General features: G+C 70.1%; 13 protein-coding genes, 1 tRNA gene and 2 pseudogenes. 9 read left to right on the plus strand and 7 right to left on the minus strand.

Annotated elements, in window-relative coordinates; genetic code table 11:
- Positions 1-5: 5 nt before the first annotated feature.
- A complete protein-coding gene (locus tag ACFVFH_RS19475) occupies positions 6-2,306 on the minus strand; it encodes a HAMP domain-containing protein (protein ID WP_383770034.1) in 2,301 nt (766 codons plus the stop codon).
- A 594-nt stretch (positions 2,307-2,900) separates the two neighbouring features.
- Positions 2,901-4,118 (minus strand): CapA family protein, encoded by a 1,218-nt coding sequence (locus ACFVFH_RS19480; RefSeq protein ID WP_383770036.1) that lies wholly within the window; start codon positions 4,116-4,118, stop codon positions 2,901-2,903.
- Between the two features lie 192 nt (positions 4,119-4,310).
- On the opposite strand from ACFVFH_RS19480, the gene ACFVFH_RS19485 reads away from it, so the two are divergent.
- The 4 genes from ACFVFH_RS19485 (at position 4,311) to ACFVFH_RS19500 (ending at position 10,458) form a co-directional block, all read left to right on the plus strand.
- Complete coding sequence (locus ACFVFH_RS19485) at positions 4,311-5,108, plus strand: hypothetical protein (RefSeq protein ID WP_383770039.1); 798 nt, start codon at positions 4,311-4,313, stop codon at positions 5,106-5,108.
- A gap of 197 nt (positions 5,109-5,305) precedes the next feature.
- Entirely contained in the window at positions 5,306-8,803 is a 3,498-nt protein-coding gene (locus ACFVFH_RS19490; protein WP_383770042.1) for a CHAT domain-containing protein, read from the plus strand.
- A complete protein-coding gene (locus ACFVFH_RS19495; protein ID WP_383770044.1) occupies positions 8,800-9,468 on the plus strand; it encodes a hypothetical protein in 669 nt (222 codons plus the stop codon). Before ACFVFH_RS19490 ends, ACFVFH_RS19495 begins: the two co-directional genes overlap by 4 nt.
- Before the next feature lie 210 nt (positions 9,469-9,678).
- Positions 9,679-10,458, plus strand: coding sequence for a calcium-binding protein (locus ACFVFH_RS19500; RefSeq protein ID WP_383770047.1), 780 nt, complete (start codon positions 9,679-9,681; stop codon positions 10,456-10,458).
- Between the two features lie 118 nt (positions 10,459-10,576).
- On the opposite strand, the gene ACFVFH_RS19505 is transcribed toward ACFVFH_RS19500, so the two are convergent.
- Both ACFVFH_RS19505 and ACFVFH_RS19510 read right to left on the minus strand, forming a co-directional pair.
- Positions 10,577-10,649, minus strand: a tRNA-Arg gene (locus ACFVFH_RS19505).
- A 187-nt stretch (positions 10,650-10,836) separates the two neighbouring features.
- Positions 10,837-11,307, minus strand: coding sequence for a hypothetical protein (locus tag ACFVFH_RS19510; RefSeq protein ID WP_383770050.1), 471 nt, complete (start codon positions 11,305-11,307; stop codon positions 10,837-10,839).
- Here ACFVFH_RS19510 and ACFVFH_RS19515 point away from each other — a divergent pair.
- Together ACFVFH_RS19515 and ACFVFH_RS19520 are read left to right on the plus strand one after the other, a co-directional pair.
- Entirely contained in the window at positions 11,298-11,870 is a 573-nt protein-coding gene (locus ACFVFH_RS19515) for a hypothetical protein (RefSeq protein WP_383770052.1), read from the plus strand. The two genes, ACFVFH_RS19510 and ACFVFH_RS19515, sit on opposite strands and share 10 nt — an antisense overlap.
- Before the next feature lie 516 nt (positions 11,871-12,386).
- A complete protein-coding gene (locus ACFVFH_RS19520; protein WP_383770055.1) occupies positions 12,387-12,590 on the plus strand; it encodes a helix-turn-helix domain-containing protein in 204 nt (67 codons plus the stop codon).
- A 395-nt stretch (positions 12,591-12,985) separates the two neighbouring features.
- Here ACFVFH_RS19520 and ACFVFH_RS19525 read toward each other — a convergent pair whose 3' ends face one another.
- Complete coding sequence (locus ACFVFH_RS19525) at positions 12,986-13,579, minus strand: histidine phosphatase family protein (protein WP_383770058.1); 594 nt, start codon at positions 13,577-13,579, stop codon at positions 12,986-12,988.
- Between the two features lie 38 nt (positions 13,580-13,617).
- Positions 13,618-14,181, minus strand: a pseudogene (locus ACFVFH_RS19530) (transposase); the annotation flags it as partial.
- Between the two features lie 584 nt (positions 14,182-14,765).
- On the opposite strand from ACFVFH_RS19530, the pseudogene ACFVFH_RS19535 reads away from it, so the two are divergent.
- From ACFVFH_RS19535 to ACFVFH_RS19545, 3 genes and pseudogenes are all read left to right on the plus strand, one after another.
- Positions 14,766-14,924, plus strand: a pseudogene (locus ACFVFH_RS19535) (transposase); the annotation flags it as partial.
- 625 nt (positions 14,925-15,549) lie between these two features.
- On the plus strand, positions 15,550-15,987 hold the full coding sequence (locus ACFVFH_RS19540) for a hypothetical protein (RefSeq protein ID WP_383770786.1): 438 nt from the start codon (positions 15,550-15,552) through the stop codon (positions 15,985-15,987).
- A 12-nt stretch (positions 15,988-15,999) separates the two neighbouring features.
- Complete coding sequence (locus ACFVFH_RS19545; protein ID WP_383770726.1) at positions 16,000-16,308, plus strand: transposase; 309 nt, start codon at positions 16,000-16,002, stop codon at positions 16,306-16,308.
- A 962-nt stretch (positions 16,309-17,270) separates the two neighbouring features.
- On the opposite strand, the gene ACFVFH_RS19550 is transcribed toward ACFVFH_RS19545, so the two are convergent.
- Complete coding sequence (locus ACFVFH_RS19550) at positions 17,271-18,590, minus strand: DGQHR domain-containing protein (protein WP_383770061.1); 1,320 nt, start codon at positions 18,588-18,590, stop codon at positions 17,271-17,273.
- Between the last annotated feature and the right edge of the window lie 17 nt (positions 18,591-18,607).

The raw sequence follows: 18,607 nt of genomic DNA on the forward strand, positions 1-18,607 counted from the left end.
GCCGTTCAGTTCCTTCCGACCAGGGGAGCGCTGTCGCGTTTGCGCTGCTCCTGGAGCTGCTGCCGGACAATTTCCAGACTGCGGGTGACCGCGCCGACCTCGTCGTGGTGGTGCGGGAAGAGCACGGTGCGCCGGTCGCCGTCGGCCAGCGACTCGGCCTGACCGGCCAGTTCGCGCAGCGGACGTACGACGACGATGTACAGCCAGCCGAGGCAGGCCACGGCGGCGGTGATGCCGAGCAGACCGGCGAGCACGGTGCGGTTCTGCAAGCTGTACTCGGGGATGGCGAGGCCGGACGCGGGCTGCCAGCTGACCACCGTCCAGCGGAGCTGCTTCGCGGCGCCGCCACCGGCGAAGGGCGAGGCGGCGGAGATCTGCACGCCGTCGCCGTCGCGGTAGACGACCGAGCCCGCGGGGGCGTTCATGCCGACCCGCTGGTTGGTGCCGGAGACCAGCTCGTCCAGCCGCTTCGGCAGGGAGTCGAAGGCGAGGTAGCCGGAGTTGCCGCCGATGACCCGGTGCTCGCTGTCGACCACCCGGACCTGGCCGAGCCCGGGGCGCTTGAGCAGCCCGTTGATGAAGTCGATCCGGAACTCGCCGATCACCATGGCGCCGTTCCGGCCGGGGATCTCCGCGTATCCGACGACGGAGGGCTCCTTGCCGGACTTGTTCACCACGGTGATGGGCTGGGAGAGCGGCTTGTCCTTGGAACCGTCGGGCAGTTCGCGCGGCTGCTCGCCGGAGCGGGCCTGGACGGTGCCGTCGGCGGAGCGTACGTAGATCGAGCGGTAGCGCTGGTGCTCGATGCGGGTGCGCTCCAGGACCTTCTTCATGTCGTCGGGGGAGGTGCGGTTGCCGATCAGCGAGGCGACGGACACCAGGTCGGCGTGGCCCTCGTTGAGGGCGCGCCGGACCCGGTCGGAGATGGTGTGGGTGCGCTCGCGCTGGTCGCTGACGACCTGCTCCGGCACGGCCACGGTCGAGTCGGCGCGGTTGAAGAGCAGCAGCATCGGTGCGGACCAGGCCAGCAGGAGGATGCCGCAGATCACGATGAGCGCGCGGCTGCCGAGCCTGCTGCGGCGCCCCGGGCGCCCGCCGTCGGACGCGGCGGCCCCGGAGTCGGCCGGTTCACCGAGGAGCTGGCGGCGCAGGCGCTCCAGGGCGCGCCCGATGCGCGCCGTCTCGCCGAACCTGGGGACGGAGACCGGGCGGGTCAGGTCGCCGCGGGTCAGCCGACGGCTCTCCAGGAACAGCTTCAGCAGCGGCCGCTGCACCGTGCCGAGCAGCAGCGCCACCGCGAGGGCGCCGATGAGCAGCAGGGCGGCGGCGGAGACCAGTCCGAAGAAGGGGCCCGCGACGCGGGTGGGGTCCTCGGCGACGTCGACCATGGCGACGACGGTGAGCCCGAGGGAGGTGGCGAGGGTGCCCTCGCCGGGCTGCGGACCGGCGAGCGCGGCGTAGCCGGCGACGGCGCGGTCGCCGCGGAAGGTGTTGCCGCGCAGGCTGCCGCTGACCCCGGGGAAGCCGCCGGAGCCGGGCTCCTTGGCCTTGAGCGGGTGCTGTGCGGTCTTGACGGCTGCCGTCTTGGCGAAGGCGGTCAGCTGCTTGGCGGAGCGCTTGGCGTCCTCGCGCTGCTTGGCGGTCTTGACCTGCTCCGGCTCCTGGACGCCGTCACGGCTGAGGATGTGCCCCGTGGTGTCGACGACGGCGATCGAGCGGAACTGGCCACGGCTGACGCCGGGGAAGCGGAGGCTGTTGGAGGCGATCAGCAGCTGCTGCGGCCGGTCCGGCCAGGACAGCAGGGCGAAGGCGAGCAGCCTGCTCTCACCGTTCTGGAGCCGCACGATGCGCGGGCTGAGCCCGTCCTTCTCGGCGAGCTTGCCGGTGTCGATGGCGGTGACCGGGACGTTCTCGCCGCGGGCGGCGAGCATCCGGCCGGACTTGATCTCGACCACGGCGGTGCCGGTCCACTTCTGGTAGACGCTGCCGATCTTGTCGAGCACGGCGTCGGGCGTGGCCGGTTCACCCGCGTTGAAGAGGCCCGCGGTGCGGGTGAGGTCGGTGACGCTCTCGTCGATCGAGGCGCGCATCGTGACGGCGCCGTCCTCGGCGAAGTGCTGCTGCGAGGTCAGCACCGCCTTCGGCACGGAGTCCTGGCTCGCCTTGCCCAGCCCGAGGGCGGTGATGCCCGCGAGGGACAGCAGGAGCGCGGAGAGCACCGCGATGGGGGGACGTATGCCACCCAGAAGCGACATATCGGCCCGCCGGCGGACCTTGTGCCGGCGCTTCGAGGACGAAGCGGCCATCGTGTTCCCCTTTGACTGTCTGCTCGGTTCCGGCGTGCTGAACGAGGCACAGCCGTTTGCTGGACATAAAAGCTTTACGGAAGGTTGTACGGAGCGTGGTGAGTGTGAGCTTTCCGACTTCCGGCACCCGGCCGGAACCACCGCCGTCCGGGGTCCCTCCCCGGGCCGTTCCGGCAGCCCGGAATCAGGGCGTACCGGCCGGGCCGGAGGGGGTGGAGGCGCTGGAAGACGGTGAGGTGCGCGGGGTGTACGGGCGTGCGGGGCCCGCGACCGGTCGGTCAGGTCAGGTCAGGTCGGGGTCCGGTGCGCCGGGTGCGGCCGGTCCGGCAGGTCGCCGGTCCGGCAGGTCGCCGGTCCGCCGGGGTCAGCCGACGGGGCCCGGCCCCGTACCCACTCCCGTACACACTCCGGGATCCGCTACTGGACCTGAGCGCGGGCCCGAGCGCGGGCCCCGGCCCGATCCCCGGCCTGTGCGTGGGCCGTGACCTGTGCGTGGGCCGTGATCTGATGCCGGACCCGAGCCCCGGGCCGACACCGGTCCGGGGCTGGTTCCCGGTCCGGTCGCGGGGCCGGGTCTGCGTCTGGATTCCGGGCTCACTCCGGCATGCCCTTCAGGGGTTTCAGCCCGTCCTTGACGGCGCCCCGGTTGAGCAGCGTGCCCTGGGTCCGCTCGAAGGCCATCCGGTAGCGGGCCCGCTCGGCGGCCGGCAGCTTGTCGGCGTTCTCCAGCGATGTCGCCAGATCCACCAGCCGGTGGTCCTTCACCCCCGCCGGATCGGAGTCCGCGACTCCGTTGCCGTCGGCATCCGGGGGGATCGTCAGCAGCGTCGGTACGTACCGGGCGTCCACGTCCCAGGTGGCGCCGCGTTTGTGGAACTCGAACCAGCCGATGACGCCCTCCTCGGTGAGTCCCGAGGGCACGTCGTGCCGCGCCACCTGGTTGCCCAGGCCGTACGCGATCCAGGTGTTGCCGATCTTCTCCATCGGCTGCACCACATGGGCGTGATGGCCGATCACCAGGTTGATCCCGGTCTCCCGCGCCAGCTTGCGGGCCAGCTTCAACTGCCCGTTGCTCGGGTCCGGATGGTGCTCGCGGCCCCAGTGGATGCTGAGGATCACCACCTCGGCACCGGCCTTGCGGGCGGCCTTCTCGGCGGCGGCGATCCGCTTGAAGTCGGTCTCGTTGGTCAGCCACGGCTTGTTGGCCGGGACCTTCCGCCCGTTGAAGCCGAAGGCGTAGGAGAGCTGGGCGACCTTCACGCCCTTGACGTCCATGATCAGCGGCTTGGCGGCCTCTTCGCTGCTGCGCGCGGAGCCGGTGTGCTTGAGCCCGGCCCCGTCGAGCGCGTCGAGCGTGTTCCGTACGCCGGTGGCGCCGTGGTCCAGGGTGTGGTTCGAGGCCGTCGAGCAGGTGTCGTAGCCGACGTCCTTGAGCGCCGTGGTGATCTGCGGCGGCACGACGAAGTCGGGGAAGCCCTCGAACGGCCCCTGCGGCTTGCCCGCGACCGGCTCGAAGTGGCAGATCGCCAGGTCGGCCTTGCTGATCACGGGCTTGATCCCGGCCATCAGCGGATGGAAGTCGATCTTCTTCCCGGTCTTGTCCCCGCCCGCGGCGGCGTCCTTGCGCCCCTGCTCGGTCAGCTGGGGGTGGATCAGGACGTCCCCGGCCGCGGCGACGGTGAAGGAAGGCCCCTCCTTCGTATCCGCGGAGTCGCTGCCACCACCCGGAACCGAGCAGCCGGTGAGGGCCGCGAGGAGGAGCACGGGCGCGGTGGCGCGAGCGACGGAGACGGAAGACAAATGGCGGGACACCCCTGATATTTTTATATGTCTATGGCACGGAAACCGACCTCGAAGGTAACGATCAAGCGAACACTGATCGGTATTGCCGTGATGGTCATCACTCTGGGGGCACTCGTGGCCCTTTTTGTTCCGTTCGGGGGCGGAGGGCCGAGTTCCGGGGACGACCGCCCCGGGGACTCCCCGACAGACGGCCGCGACGGCGTGGACCTGGCCCGTCGCATCACCGACTTCACCCATGACACGGTCGCGCGCAGCGAGTACCTGCCGCCCCTGCGCGCGCAGCGCCGTACCGCCGCCGAAGCCGTGGGGCTCTTCCTCGACGGACGGCGGGGCGAGGCCGGGCGGCGCCTCGACGGCATCGACTTCGGCATCAGCACCTTCACCGACACGGTGACCGGCCGCCGGTTCGCGGAGATCTCCGACCGGGCGGCGGAGGGCCACCGGGGCTGGGGCCGGATCTACATCGACCTGAGCGCCACGCCCCGCTGGTCGGTCCAGGTGCCGCACCCGGTGGCGGACTCCGGCAGCGAGCAGCTCGGCATCGGAGTGCTGCGGGCCCGGCGGGGCGGCGTACTCGTCATGGCCGGGGCCCACCGCAACGCCGACCGCAAGGGCCGCGCCGACGTGGCGCACCGCAGGGACACCGTCTTCGACGCCGTCTGCGACGAGCTGGCCGCCCGCCACCTCCCCGGCCTCCAGGTCCACGGCTTCGCCGACAGCACCGAACCGGGCTACGACGTGATCGCGTCCCTGGGCTCGGCGGACAAGGGCCTGCCGACCGCCCGCCGCACCGCGACGGCCCTGCGCCGCGAGGGCTTCGCCGTGTGCCGCGCCTGGGCCCGCCGTTGCGCGCTGGAGGGCCGGGGCAATGTGCAGGGCAGGGAGGCCGAGGCCCAGGGCGTGCCGTTCCTGCACATGGAGTTCAGCCGGACCGTCCGCGACGACGCGTCCCGGGTGCGCCGCGCGGCAGCGGCGATGGCGGCGTCGCTGCCTTCCTGAGGCGTTCACCACGGTCACCCGTGCCGCCGTAACCCTGTACCCCCTCGCGCCGCCGTACCCCCGCGCCGCCGCCCGCTCGTACGCCGGGGCGCGGGAAGTGCCGGCCCCGTCGCCCTTTCCCGGGAGCCGAGCGGTCCGAACCGCTTCCGTGTCACTGTGGGGGCCGTCCAAGTCCGGTTCGGCGCGGGGGGAACGGCGTGCGGCTGTCGCGGCCCATCACGGGGTGGGCGTTCCTGGCGGAGGTGGACGGAGCCCGGGTGGCCTGTCTGGCGGTCGGGGCGGCCGCGCTCAGCCCGGTGACCACCGGTGACGGGGCGGGCGGCAGCCTGTTCACCCGCGCGCACGCGTGGGGTCTGCCCGTACTCCTGTCACTGGACGAACTGCCCCTGGGCGGCCACCCCGTCGATCCCCGGTGGTGCGTCGCACGGGACGACACCGGTGTGTTCTCTGTCCACTCCCCCGACGGCGCGCTCTTCGCGCACGATCTCGGCCTGGACGTGCCGCCGGGCTGGCGGGAGACGGCGGAGAGCTCCGGATCGGTCGTACTGGTCGTCTCCCATGTGCTGCCCATCGGGGACGACCCCGTCCGTACGCTCACCGACGAGACGCGCCAGGGGATGGTGTGCGCCGGCCCCGTGCGCTTCGGCGAACCGGGCGGCGCGCGGGCCGGAGAGGACGGCGGCGGGGAAGGCGGGGAACGCGGGGAAGGCGGGGAACACGGCGAACGTGGGGAACACGGGGAACACGGCGAACGGAAGGTCAGGTTCCTGATCGACCCCGTCGGTGTGCTGATGGAACTGGCACAGTCCGTGTGCGACCGCGTCCTGTCGCTGGACGAGGCCAAGCGACGGGCCTGCGCGATGGAGCGGACCCGGCAGGACCTGGCCGAGCACGGCACGGGACCGGCGCCGACGGCCGCGACGATGGTGGACCTGCTGTTCCGGGAGGAGTTTTTCGACCCCCGCGGCCTGGTCGAGTTCATGTACGTCTACTGGCGGCTGGTCACCGAGGTCGCCGACGCCTGCGGGAGGGAGGCGGCCTGGCGGACCGCGGCCCTCCGGACCGTCGAGTCGGCCGCCCCACTGCTGGCGGACCGGTGCGAGCGGGCGGTGTACGAGGAGGCCGACGCGGTGGCGGCGCGGCTGGTCGACGCTCTGGACGACCCCGCCGAACAGGAGGCCGCGCTGCTGGCCGCCGCACGGCTGCGGACGGCCACCCGGGGGCCGGAGGACCTCGCCGCCGACGACTACGCCCGCGGCGGCGACGACACCTGGTCGGCCCGCTGGACGGCCGAGCTGTACCGCACATGGCACACCGACGAGGAGCCCCTCCAGGCCGATTCGCCCCGCCTGATGGCGGAGGCCGCGCACCTGATGGAGCAGGCCCTGGAGCTGGACGGCGGCACCCGAAGGCCCCGGCTCCTCGCGTCGTTGGCGCAGATCCTCGGGGGCGGGCGGGGGATCCACCCGGAGAGCGCCGGGGCCGCGCTCTCCGCGTTGCTCGACTCGCCGGACCCGATGGGGGAGCCGGATCTCGTCCTCTTCCTGCTCAGGGTGGTGGAGGAAGTGCCCCCGGAGACGGTCGGCCAACTGAGCACGGCGGTGTTCGGCACGCCCCTGGCGGACTTCGTCGCCGCCCACGGCAGCACCACGACCGCCAGGGCGATCAGCCAGGGCATCAACCTGGCCCGGGAACGGGCCGACCGGCCCCTGCTGCGTACCGTGCTCGACCGGGCGGAGCGGCTCGGCGTCCGGTGGGACTCCGCCCACCGCAGACAGCTGGCCGAGGCACGGCTGCACGTACTCCCCGACGACCCCCTCGGCTGCCCCGGCCCCGGCCAGGCGCTCCCGGAGTCGTTCCCGGAGTCCTGGACACCGGCGCAGCGGTCGGCGGCGCTGCTGCACATGGCGGCACACGCCCGCGAGCGGCGGCAGCCGGCGCTGGGGCTCACCCTCCTGAGGGAGGCGAACGGCGGCCGGGGCGAGGAGGTCCGGCTGCTGACGGCGGACCTGTACCGGCTGGCGGCCGATACGGGCGAACCAGGCCCCGGCCCCGTCCCGTTCCCGTGGGGCTATCGGACGTACGCGGCACTCGCCTACGCCTCGCTGGGCTTCGAGGAGCTGGCGCGGGCGAGCCTGGTGCCGTTCGTGCAGCAGCTGGGCGACCTCCGCGGGGAGGAGCTCAGGAACGCGCTGTACGCGACCATCGTCGACGTACCGAACTTCGACACCAGCGGCGCGCCCGAACTCGGCAAGGTGCTGCGCGACCTCGTCCACTCGGCGGTCTGGACGCTCGTCGCGGAGAGCGCCACCCTGCCGATGGCCCTGATGCTCGGCCTGCACCAGGCGGGCAAGGGGGCCCAACTGGGCGCCTGGCGGCGGATCGACGGACCGCTCGCGCCGCCTTCGGGCATCGAGCACGTCATCGGCAGGCTTCGGGACCTGGAACAGCCCACCGCCGACGCCGGCCCGGCGAACCTGCTGGACGTCCTCGACGCCGATCGCCGCCCCGACGGCCGGGACAGCACCCAACTGGTCCGGAACCTGCGCCGGCGCATCTCGTCGTCCGTCGACGAGGAACTGCGCCGCCGCTCCGCGCCGTTCGTCGACGACCAGCACCTCTGGGCGAAGGTCCCCGAGCTGCTGGACGACCGGACCGTGCTGCTGACCTGGTTCCTGCCGATGGCCGTGCGCGGAGCGGCCGTACTGCTCGCCGTCACCAGGCAGGGCCGGGAACTCGTCGTGCACCTCGGCGAAGACGCGGAGCCCGACGACGACCGGCATCCGGTCGCGGACCTGGTCGAGGCGGTCCGGACGGAGGTCGAGCGGGACCCCCTGTTCGCCGATGTGACACCGGAGGGGCTCCGGCTGCTGGAGTCGGGCGGCCTGCCGCTCGGCGGCGACCTCTGGGCCACGTGGCGCGACCGGGGCAAGAACCGCGTCCTGGCCTGGCCGCACGGCGCCCTGCACTACCTGCCGCTGGCGTTGTGCCGTACGGGAGGCCGGACGATCGCCGACGACTGGACGGTCACCACCATTGCGGGCCTCGAAGCCCTGGTGCCCGCCGAGGGACCGGCACGGCCGCGGCGCACCGCGGTGCTGGCCTCCGCCGCCGGGGGCGTGCCCTACGGGCTGCACGCCGAAGCGATACTGGAGGAGCACGCGCGCCGGGTCGCCGAGGTGGTCGGCGCGGAGGCTGTCACCGGGCCCGGCGCCACCAGGGACCGGCTGCTGGCCGAGCTGTCCACGGCGGACGTCGTCCACATCGCCGTGCACGGCACGTCGGACCACGACGCTCCGTGGATGCACTGCCTCTATCTCACCCCGGACGGCGACGACGATGGCCGGGTCTTCGCGTACGACGTGCTGGCGGCCGATCTGCGCGGCATCCGCCTGGTCACGCTCGCCGCGTGCGAGTCCGGGCTGGGACGGTTCGACCGTGCGGACAACATCCGCGGCATCCCCTCGGCGCTGATCACCGCCGGGGCCGGGGCCGTCGTCGGCTGCCTGTGGCCGGTGCGCCCGGAACCGGCCACGTACTTCCACCACCGCCTGCACCTCCGGATCGCCCACGGCGCGGACCCGGAACAGGCGTTCCGCGACGCCCAGCTCGCCACCCGGGCCCGGTATCCCCACTACCGTGACTGGGGATCGTTCACCTATCTGCACGGTCGGAGCGAAGGAGCCGGGGAATGACCGAGGTCCGGATGCACGAGGTCGCCCTCGTACCCGAGCGCACGCTGGGCAGCCCGGCCGACGGCGGACCGCTGCACGGCCGGCTGACCTTCGGCTGGGACCTGCTGCCCGCCGACCACGAGGGCGCGCCGCCGGAGTGGCGGTCCTACGCCGACGCCACCCCCGGCCGTGAGTTCCGCAGGCTGCTGATGGTGTGCTCGTTCCGCCCGGAAACGCCGACGGGCAGGGGGACGTTCCGCCACGCCTCCCTGGGCGTCGCGCTCTCCACCCCGGACCCCGGCGCACGGCCGGTCGCGCGGCTGATCGACCCGGGCGAACGCACCCGCCCGGTCGCCGTCTCCGGCACGGGCCTGAACCTCACGGTCAAGGCAGGCGTGCTGGACGTGGGCGTGACGAGGGCGCCGGGCGCGGAGCCCACGAGGGAGGAGTGGATCGTCCGCGGGCACGGCGCGTCCCAGCCGAACCCGCAGTGGGAGTTCCGCCAGGTCAAGCGCTTCCCGCTGGTCGGCGACCATCCGGTGTCCGCGCTGGTGGAGATCGTGCCCGACCGGGTGAACACGGCGGAGGTCCTGTTCGCCGCCGAGTTGGAACACCGCAACTGGGGCATCCGCCGCTACCGCGCCCACCTGGCCCCGCCGCCCCACACGATCATGCTGTCCGAGTGACCGGCCCCGCCCGAGCGACCCGCCCTGCCCCCCCGCCAATTCGCGGGTACGGACCCCAAGTACGTTCTCCAGTCCGGCGCTTGGCACTCCGGCGGGCGGCGGCCCGCGGACGGGGCGAGGCGCCGGACCGGGTGAACAACAACGTGGTGAACCCTTGGCCAACGCCGTACGCTCCCTCTGATCGATCAATGTATCCGTGGGGGGATATACATGCGTACAACCACGCGCCTCGCCGTGCTCGGCACCGGCATCGCCCTGGCCGTCGCCGCGACCGGGGCCACCGCCGCCCAGGCCGAGGACGGCGGCTCGGGCGACATCACGATCGACAAGGTCGTCATCAACGGAGGCAAGCCGGTCGTCGTCGGCACCACCAACGTGGTGTCGGCCAAGGTCTCGGTGACCGCAACGGACAATTCAGGCATCGCCAAGGCCACGTACATCAGCGCCTCCGGCCCGAAGCCGAACTACGCCCAGATCTGGGACGACGAGATCACCTGCGTCAAGGCGAGCGCCACCACGTCGACCTGCACGGGCACGCTGACGTTCGACCCGCAGGCGGCGGTCGGCTTCGTCGACAACAAGGCGGCGGCCACCTGGAAGCTCGGCGCACTGCTCTCGGCCAACGACCTCGACTACATCCACCGCGACGCGGCCACCACGTTCAAGGTGCAGCGCTACTCCAAGCTGACGGTCAACGCCTCGCCGGAACCGGTGAAGAAGGGCAAGACCATCACGGTCACCGGCAAGCTCTCCCGGGCCAACTGGGAGGACAACGAGTACCACGGCTACACCAACCAGTCGGTGAAGCTGCAGTTCCGCAAGAAGAACAGCAGCACCTACACCACGGTGAAGACCATCAAGACCAACGCGACGGGCAACCTCAAGACCACCGTCACCGCCTCCACCGACGGCTACTTCCGCTACAGCTTCGCGGGCACGTCAACGACCCCCGCGGTCAACGCGGCCGGCGACTTCGTCGACGTCCAGTAACCACGCACCACGCACCAGGCCTCACACACCATCCCGCACGCGCCGGGCGCCACGCACAGAGCCCTCCCGTTCGTCGAACGGGAGGGCTCGCGGCATCTCTGACCTGCTATGTGGTCAGTGCCCCCGGCAGGATTCGAACCTGCGACACCCGCTTTAGGAGAGCGGTGCTCTATCCCCTGAGCTACGAAGGCGGGGATCTGTCGGAAAATGTGTCGGAAATTGCAGCGAGTGCTGCGGGTCCGGGCACAGGTGACCGATGATCCGGCGGTGCGCCAGGGGACCGGCGCACCGCCGTCAGTGTAGCTGGTGGGGGCCGGCCAGCGGCGGGGCCTTTCGCGGGGTGGGCTCGTCGTTGCGTTCGTGATGCAGGGTGAGGCGCTACGGCTGGTGTTCGTGGGCGGTGCCGCGGGCGATGGAGTTGATCACCCAGGCGTGGCCGATGCAGAGGAGGAGAGCCCCGTCGGCGCCGTAGGCGGGGACGCGTTTGTCGCGGTGGGTGTAGCCGAGGGTGCTGTGGTGGAATTCGCTGTCCTGGCGGAAGCCGAGGAGGCGGCGGCCGTAGTCGGTGACGGGCGGGATCTGGCGGATGTGTTCGGTGTGGTTGAACCGGGGGCGCCGGGCGCCGGGTGCGGGGGGGGGGGCGAGTTCTTTATCTTCGCGCGTCTCGTACACGGGGATGAGCTCGCGGTGCGGGCCGTAAGGGCAGGGGATCTCGACATCGTGGTAGAAGCGGTAGCTTTTCTTGCCGACGCGGACCGGGTTGCCGCGGACAGGCAGCGGGTTGTAGAAGGGGACACCGTCGGGAGTTCGCAGGCGCGGCCGGTCGCGGTGTAGATGCGGTGGTTGCACTGGAGATAGGTGTAGTGCTTCAGTGGCCGTGGGGTGGCGCCGTGCTGGCGGGTGAAGACGGTCACTCCGCGGGCGATAAGGGGCGCACGGTGTTTGCCGCGCCGGACGGTGTCCTGGGTGAAGGCGAGGGCGCCCGGTGCGCGTTCGAGGATCTCGTAGGCGAGGCGGAGAGTGGTGGAGGCCTCTTCCTCGCGGTCAGGGTCGTCCTCGGGAGAGCGGTGGCGGGCAGAGTCGATGTTGAGGATGACCCGGCTGTGCGGGGTCCGGGTGCGGCGGACGCCCAAGGAAACGATCTTCTTGCCGTAGACGGTCCGGTCGCCTCCTTCGACCTGAAGTCCGGCATCGTGGTCGACACGATGTCTGAGCATGAGGCCAGTCTTCTCGTCGACGGTGACCTCCTCGGTCTGGTCGGAGGGCGGGCGGACGATGGTGGCATCGCCGTGAATGACTTGGCTGCGGTCAGGGCGGAGCCAGGAGCCGCGGGGGCGCGTCTCGGAGAGGCGGCCCAGGGCGAGGGCCTGGGTGATCCAGGCGTCGCGAGAGGCCTCACGGAGCTGAGGTAAGACATCGAGCATCTTCGGCTGGTATCCCGTCCAGTGGTAGCGCCGGGGACCGGTGTCCGGTAGGGCTTCGGCGTCGCCCAGGTGGCGGCGGACGCCTTCGCGGACGATGGCCCAGGGAGCGGCGTCTTGCAGAGTGGCGCCGGTGGAGCGAGCGGTGTCGTAGATCGCGATAGCGCAGATGTAGATGAGGTAGACGTAAGGCGGGTAGCTCGCGGGGCATCCGCGGGTGCCGGGGAGCTTGCGGGGGAGTGCCACGTCGGCCACCTCGTACACGGCGGGGTTGTCGACAACGTGCCGGAGCCGTTCGAGGTCGGGGATGGGGCGGGCTTCTGGGCATTTGGGTTCGGGCTGAAAATTGGCCGGGCTGAAGATGTCCTTGGGGACGGGCCCCACGATCCATTTTGGCTTCTGCTTGGCCGGGGTCTTCTTCCGGGCCTTCTTGGCTGGAGCCTTCTTTCGCCGGCTCGGGGAGGCTGTCGTTATGCTGCCGCGTCCTCCTCGGCTGATGAACAGAAGTTGAGTGCCAACGAGCTCGCCCGGCGGAGCGGTGTGAACTGTCAGGTGATTACCAACGTTCTGAACGGGGTGGTCTGGGCCGACATCATGACCGTGGCTGAACTGGAGGGTGCACTCGGCGTGATGCTGTGGCCCGCACACGTGAAGTGGGAGATTCCTGAGGCGGGCGACGCTGACGCAGCGAGTGTGGTCCTTCCGGAGTGATGCACGTGTGTGGATGCTGGCCCGGTGGCATTTCGGTAGATGTCTGCTGCTTTACCGAGGCCACCGTCAGCGTGGTCGTGACCGGGCGTTGTCCGTAGTGATTGACTGCACCGGATCCTTGCCGGAGATTGACTTTGACGTGTTTGGTGTTCCGGGACCGGCGCCCTTGGCCGTGACGGTATACGGCGTAAGAATCCGCGAGACCGCAGTGAGTAAGGGGCGCGGAGCGGAAACGTAGAGCCCGGCGGGCGGTAGGCCGCGCAGAACCGTTGTCACCAGCGACAGTGCGGTGGACTGCCCGTCCCGGCCGGCCGTGCTGAGGGTGCACATCTCCGCCAAAGGCGGGGCGGCTATGCCGGTGGTGCACCTGCCGGCTGCGGCGAGGATACCGATGGCTAGTGCTGTGACCGCGAAGGTTCACCGGGTTGGTCAGGTGGGGGGAGGGTGTACTCCCATCCGGGTTGCCAGTGGCCCGTGGCTTGGACGAGGTCTTCAAGTCGGGAGCCTGCAAGTAGGCAGTCCAGGGCCCATCGGTTGGCCGAGTGAGCGATCAGGAGAATGCGGTTGCCGGCCCACCGATCGGCCAGGTCGGTGAGGAAGTCTTCGGTTGCGGCCAGAACCTCGCGGTAGCTCTGGCCGCCGGGGAAGGGCTCGTCGATGTGCTGGCCCCGCAGCGGTGCGAGAACTGCTTGCGGACAGCCGTTGAGGCGTCCGTAGTTGCATTCACGCAGGCGGGGATCGTGGTGGATCGGAAGTGCGGTGCCTGCGAAGGCGATCCGCGCGGTGTCCATTGCGCGGTGCAGATCGGAGGTGAACACCGCCGCGACGCTGTCGTTGCGGCGGCGGTCGCCAAGTTCCCGGGCCTGTCGGCGGCCGGTTGCTGAGAGGACACCCGGCAGCCAGCCGGTGGCGATTCCGGCCTCGTTGTCGGTGGTGGTGGCGTGAGTCTCGTAGACAAGCTGGATCGATGTCATCGCCCTGTTGTTCATCGTCAGGCCGCCTTGAGAGGACGCCCGCCACAGCGGATGCCCTTCTCGCTGAAGGCGAAGACCCGGTCCGGGAAGTGCTCCAGGACGTGCTCGATGCGGTCGAGCTTGGCGTCGCGCTCGGGGTCGGGGGACTCCTGCCAGGTCTTGGTGCGCTGGAACGTGATGCCGTGGCGCCGGAGCAGGCACCGTAATGCCTCGCGGCCGATCCGGATGAGACGTCCGTGTACTTTCCGCAGATAGGCGGTGAGTTTGCGAATCGACCAGCGAGTGAAGGGTTGGCCGAGCTTGGTGGGACGGGTGGTGGCCGTCTGGACGACGAAGTCTTCGTCGTCAGGACTGAGCAGGCGGGGACGGCCTCCCGCCCACTGAGGGTCCAGGCAGGCCAGGCCGATCTCGTTGAACCGGTGGATCACGTCCCGCACGGTGTCCTCGTCGGCCTGGACCAGCTGACCGATCACCGGCACCCGGTTCCCGCCGGCCGAGGCGAGCAGCATCATTGCGCGCCGGTAGCGCACCGAGTTGGTGCTGCCCCGGCGCACGATCTGCTGCAACTTCTGCCCCTCCTGGTCGGTCAGTCTGCGCACACGGACAAGCTCGGCCACCGCGCCTCCAGCGATCGGGTCGAAGGTCACCGCACATCCAACCGCCACAACCACCAACCCGGCGAACCTATGCGGTCAGAGCACTAGGGAGGGGAAGTTCAGGGTGGTCAGGGCGAGGGGCCGCGTTCTGGAGCCACCGCCTTGGCCGGGGCGGTGGTGTCGGGGTCGTAGGTGAAGGCGGCGATCGCGCCGAACGCGGTCGGGAGGCAGTGCGAAGCGGTTCCCCCGCGGACGCGCAGGATTCCCGGTCCGACGTCGCCTTGGCTCCATGTCGGGTCACCCAATGCGACCGGGCGGATCGGGAGGCTCGTATCGCGGCCTGCCCTAAGGGCTGACTCTGTCGGGGATCTTGAGGATCCCCGGCGGGGCAGCATGATCAACAGGCATGCTCCGCTCTGTTCAAGGACCGATGCAGTTGCCGAGGTGCCCGTTGTCGCTCCATCCCCGTTCCGATGAGCAAGTCCCTTCTCTGACCGTGCAGATGGCGAGAGCGAGCAACCCGAACGGCACCACGGCGATGCGGGTGAGAGATCACCTGGGCGGGCTGTGGCGTGACGAGGACTTCGCCGACTGGGACCCGTGCGATGGCTGCCCGGGGGTCTCGCCCGCAGCTGGCCACCGTCTGCGTGCTCCAGTTCCTCCTCGGTCTCGCGGACCGGCAGGTGGCCGAAGCGGTTCGCTGCCGCATCGATTTCAAGTACGCGCTGGCCATGGAACTGGTCGATCCCGGCTTCCGCCACAGCGTGCTGGCCGACTTCCGCGACCGTCTCACCGAGGACGGCCGAGCCGACCGTCTCCTCGACCTCGCGCTCGCGCGCCTGAAGGAGGCCGGTCTCGTCTGCGAGCGCATCGCCCAGCGCACGGACTCCACCCACACCTTGGCCGCGGTGCGCGACCTGACCCGGCTGGAACTGGTCACCGAGGCCGTCCGCGCCGCGCTGGAAGAACTGCCCAGCGCAGTTCCGCACCTGCTGGCCGACCGGGTCGACGAAGAGTGGGGGCGCCGCTACGGTCGCCCGGTCCGTCTGGGCAAGAACCCCACCCGCCCCAAGACCAGGATCCTCGCCGCCGGAGGCGACGCCGTCCGGCTGATCGAGCATCTCGGGCAGCACGGGCCGGAACGCCTGTCCGGACCCCGCGTCCAGGCTCTGCGGCAGATCATGGTGCAGAACTACTACCACGACGGGTTGGGCCGCCTGCGCTGGCGCACCGCCGAGGACGGCGGCCTGCCGCCCTCGGCCGTCGCGGTCGTCTCTCTCTACGATCCGACGGCCCGCTACGCGCGCCGCGGACACGTCACCCGCTGGAAAGGTTTCGTCGCGCATCTCACTGAGACCTGTGATCCCAACAGTATCAACGTGATCACGGATGGTGGCCACCACCGACGCCACCGGCTACGACGCGAAGGCTCTGCCCGGCGTCCACACCCGGCTGAAGCGCCGCGGGCTGCTGCCTACCGGGCCCCTGGTCGACGGCGGTTACACCTCCCTGGTCCATCTGGAACAGGCGGCCCGCGAGCACCAGGTCACGGTCACCGGACCGTTGCCGGTCAACTCCAGCCGTCAGTACCGCAGGAACGACGGCTTCGGCCGCGACGACTTCCACATCGACTTCGCCTGCGGGCAGGTCACCTGCCCGCAGCGCGAGACCAGCGCGGGATGGCACGGCCCCTACCCGGCTTCCTCACCCACCGCGGCACCTTTGATCATCGCGCGGTTCACCAAGGGCCAGTGCCGTCCCTGCCCGGTCCGCACCCGCTGCACGGCCACCGCCGACAGCGCCCGGAGCGTGGGGTTTTCCCCGTGAGAACTCTGTGACCTGCAACTCCGCGTCCGTGCCGAGCAGCAGACACCCGAATGGTGGGCCCGTTATGCGGTCTGCTCCGGAGTGGAAGGCACCATCAACGAGCTCGCCCACGGACACGGCATGCGCCGCTGCCGCTACCGGGGACAGCGCAAAGCCCACTTGCAGCACGTATCCACAGCCATCGCCGCAAACATCGAGCGCCTCAGTCGACGGCCGCCGACCGCAGAAGCACCTCCGTCCCGGCTGCCGACCGCCTTCCAGAACTACCTGGACCAGCACGGAATCACCCGGCCGAGGACCTGGCGGTCTGCCAGAGACTGAGCAGACCGCCAAGATCCCCGACAGAGTCAGCCCTTAGCCTCGCGCACCGCGGCTCTACCCTGCCCGGGCCAGGTCAGCCCGTCGGCTCGGAGCACCAGACGCCGGCCCGGGCCGCCAGTACAGCGCTTCTGGCCGCGTCGTTCGCGTCCCTCTCGTCCAGCGGACGGCCGGTGTTGAGCAGGGCGGGCGCAGCAGAAGAGTGCGGAGACCACGGTGATGGCGGTCTGGGGGTCGGTGGCAGCGGGGCTTTGCCGCGGGCGACGGCGTCGGTGACGCAGATCCGACCAGTCGGCGATGCGGACGGCATGGAAGTGGAGGGGAGGGCTTCGGTGGCCTGGCCGTTGCAGAGGAAGGCGGCGATCAGGGCCTTGAAGAGGGGCTCTGGCGGGGCGGGGGCACGACGAGACGGGCGTTTGGCCTGGAGGTCGCCGTCGGGGGTGCCGGTGTCGGCCCGGGGCAGGTAGGAGTCTGCCGTGCCGATGAGGGGGGCCAGTGCATCCGGGGTGCCCCAGCGGCGGTAGATGGGCGGTAGATGGTGGTCTTGCCGATGTCTGCGCGGCGGGCGATCTCGGCGAGGTTGAGTGCGACGAGCCCTCGGCGGCCAGCGCGTCGTCGGCAACCTCGAGAACGGCTTCGCGGACGCGGCCGGTGCGCCAGCCGGGCCGGACGGTGCCGACGTGGCCTCGGGAGTGGCTGGGGTGGCGTGCTTCCCCGTGGGCGGGGAGGCGGGGATCGCGAACACAAGGCAGCTCTCAGCGCGGACCCCCTGACCTTCACAGTGCAGGGGGTCGCCACGGTGAGTTAACGCTGAAAATGTTCGGGCCTTGGAGAGGTATATGGCCTCGCTCGTGCAATCAGAGAGCGACCTGCCCTGCAACGGCCAACCGGTTCCCATGATCCGCAGTGCCAAGCGGTAGTCGCGTGGGCGATAAGCCCTCCGAGGGGATCGCGGAAGACGTCCCTCAGAAGGCTCCGAGTGTTGCTTCCGCGGCCGGGAGACGCTTGCCGAGCTCATCGCTGGAGATCGGGTAGCGATCATTCTTGACATTGCGGTAGCTGCGAAGCGCGCGCTCGATCTGGGCCTTGGAGTTCGGGGCGAGATGGGCCAACAGCAGCTCGTAGAGGGTCTGGTTGTTGTCCTTTGCGGGGATCATCTTGCCCTTCCGGGACGCACCGTCCGGAGTCTCCTGCCACACGGCAGAGAAGGGAGCTGCGGACATTCGCCAGTCGAGCTGTGAGAGCCGTCCGAGGAGAGCGGGCCACTCTAGCAGCCCCTGCTCGATGATGTGGCGGACAGCCCGTGCAACCTGCACCTGAACGGCAGGGCGCATGAAGGGGTGCCCCTCGCCGTCGCGGCCCTTGGGGGCACGCAGGTCCTTGGGCGCGGCGTGGGATTCGTACCGCTCTCGCAAGTTGCCGCAAGCCTTGAGGAGCTCGTCGATGCGCTGAGCCAGAATGTCGTAGCTCTGGTCGAGAACGTCGTCGTTTGCACGCTGCGATGTCTTGTTCATGCTGTCGTGAAGCCCGAAGCCGATCTCGGTGAGCAAGTCGTAGAGCACGCCGATCGTCGTCCACGCCGTGCCTGTCACGCTGACCTGGCGCGTGGCGAGCTTCAGTTCACCATCACTTCCGACCTTGCTGAAGATCTGAACTGTGCCGTCCTTCTTCAAGAACTCATGATCGTCGAGCAGTCGGCGAGTGAGGATCGCGAAGCCATCGTCCTCGTCCAGGGCAATGTTCTCCTGGGTGGTCGTCTTCACCGCGTTGCGGTTGATGTTGGTGAAGAGGCGACGGGTTCGGCGGCGGCCTTCCTCATCGTCGAAGTGCGGCACGACGATTACGCTGATGTCCTCGCGCCCCAGCTCGGGGTCGCGCTTTACTGCATCCTTGATCGCCTTGAGCCGGTGCTGGCCGTCGAGCGCGAAGAACTGGTGAGTGCCGTCAAAGGTCAGAACGCCGAAGTTGCGATCCATACCCGACAGGACGTCGCCGTTCTCTGCGTTCTTCTCCATTTCGAGCGGGATGTACTCAGGCGCGCCACCCCAAGCAGCGACGATGATGGCGCCGAGGAACCGGTTCTCGTTTGTGAGCAGGTAGTTGGTGATCTCGGTGGTGCGAGTACCGACTCCCCGCTGGATCATCGTGCCCAGATCCTGGTTGCCGCCAAGCTCATGAGCAAAATTGATCTCCCTGGCTACCGCTGCGTAACTCATCAGACAGGAGTAGTACTTCCAGTTTCCGACCTTCGCTTCGAAGGCGGGGACGAACGTTTTCGAGGGCATGGGTACCTCTTCTGAGT

The organism is Streptomyces sp. NPDC057697 (genome assembly GCF_042799335.1).
Classification (GTDB): domain Bacteria; phylum Actinomycetota; class Actinomycetes; order Streptomycetales; family Streptomycetaceae; genus Streptomyces.

Coding starts and splice junctions, on each gene's coding strand:
- ACFVFH_RS19475 (WP_383770034.1), bottom strand. CDS start 2,306: ATGGCCGCTTCGTCCTCGAAGCGCCGGCACAAGGTCCGCCGGCGGGCC.
- ACFVFH_RS19495 (WP_383770044.1), top strand. CDS start 8,800: ATGACCGAGGTCCGGATGCACGAGGTCGCCCTCGTACCCGAGCGCACG.
- ACFVFH_RS19500 (WP_383770047.1), top strand. CDS start 9,679: ATGCGTACAACCACGCGCCTCGCCGTGCTCGGCACCGGCATCGCCCTG.
- ACFVFH_RS19525 (WP_383770058.1), bottom strand. CDS start 13,579: ATGAACAACAGGGCGATGACATCGATCCAGCTTGTCTACGAGACTCAC.
- ACFVFH_RS19540 (WP_383770786.1), top strand. CDS start 15,550: ATGGTGGCCACCACCGACGCCACCGGCTACGACGCGAAGGCTCTGCCC.
- ACFVFH_RS19550 (WP_383770061.1), bottom strand. CDS start 18,590: ATGCCCTCGAAAACGTTCGTCCCCGCCTTCGAAGCGAAGGTCGGAAAC.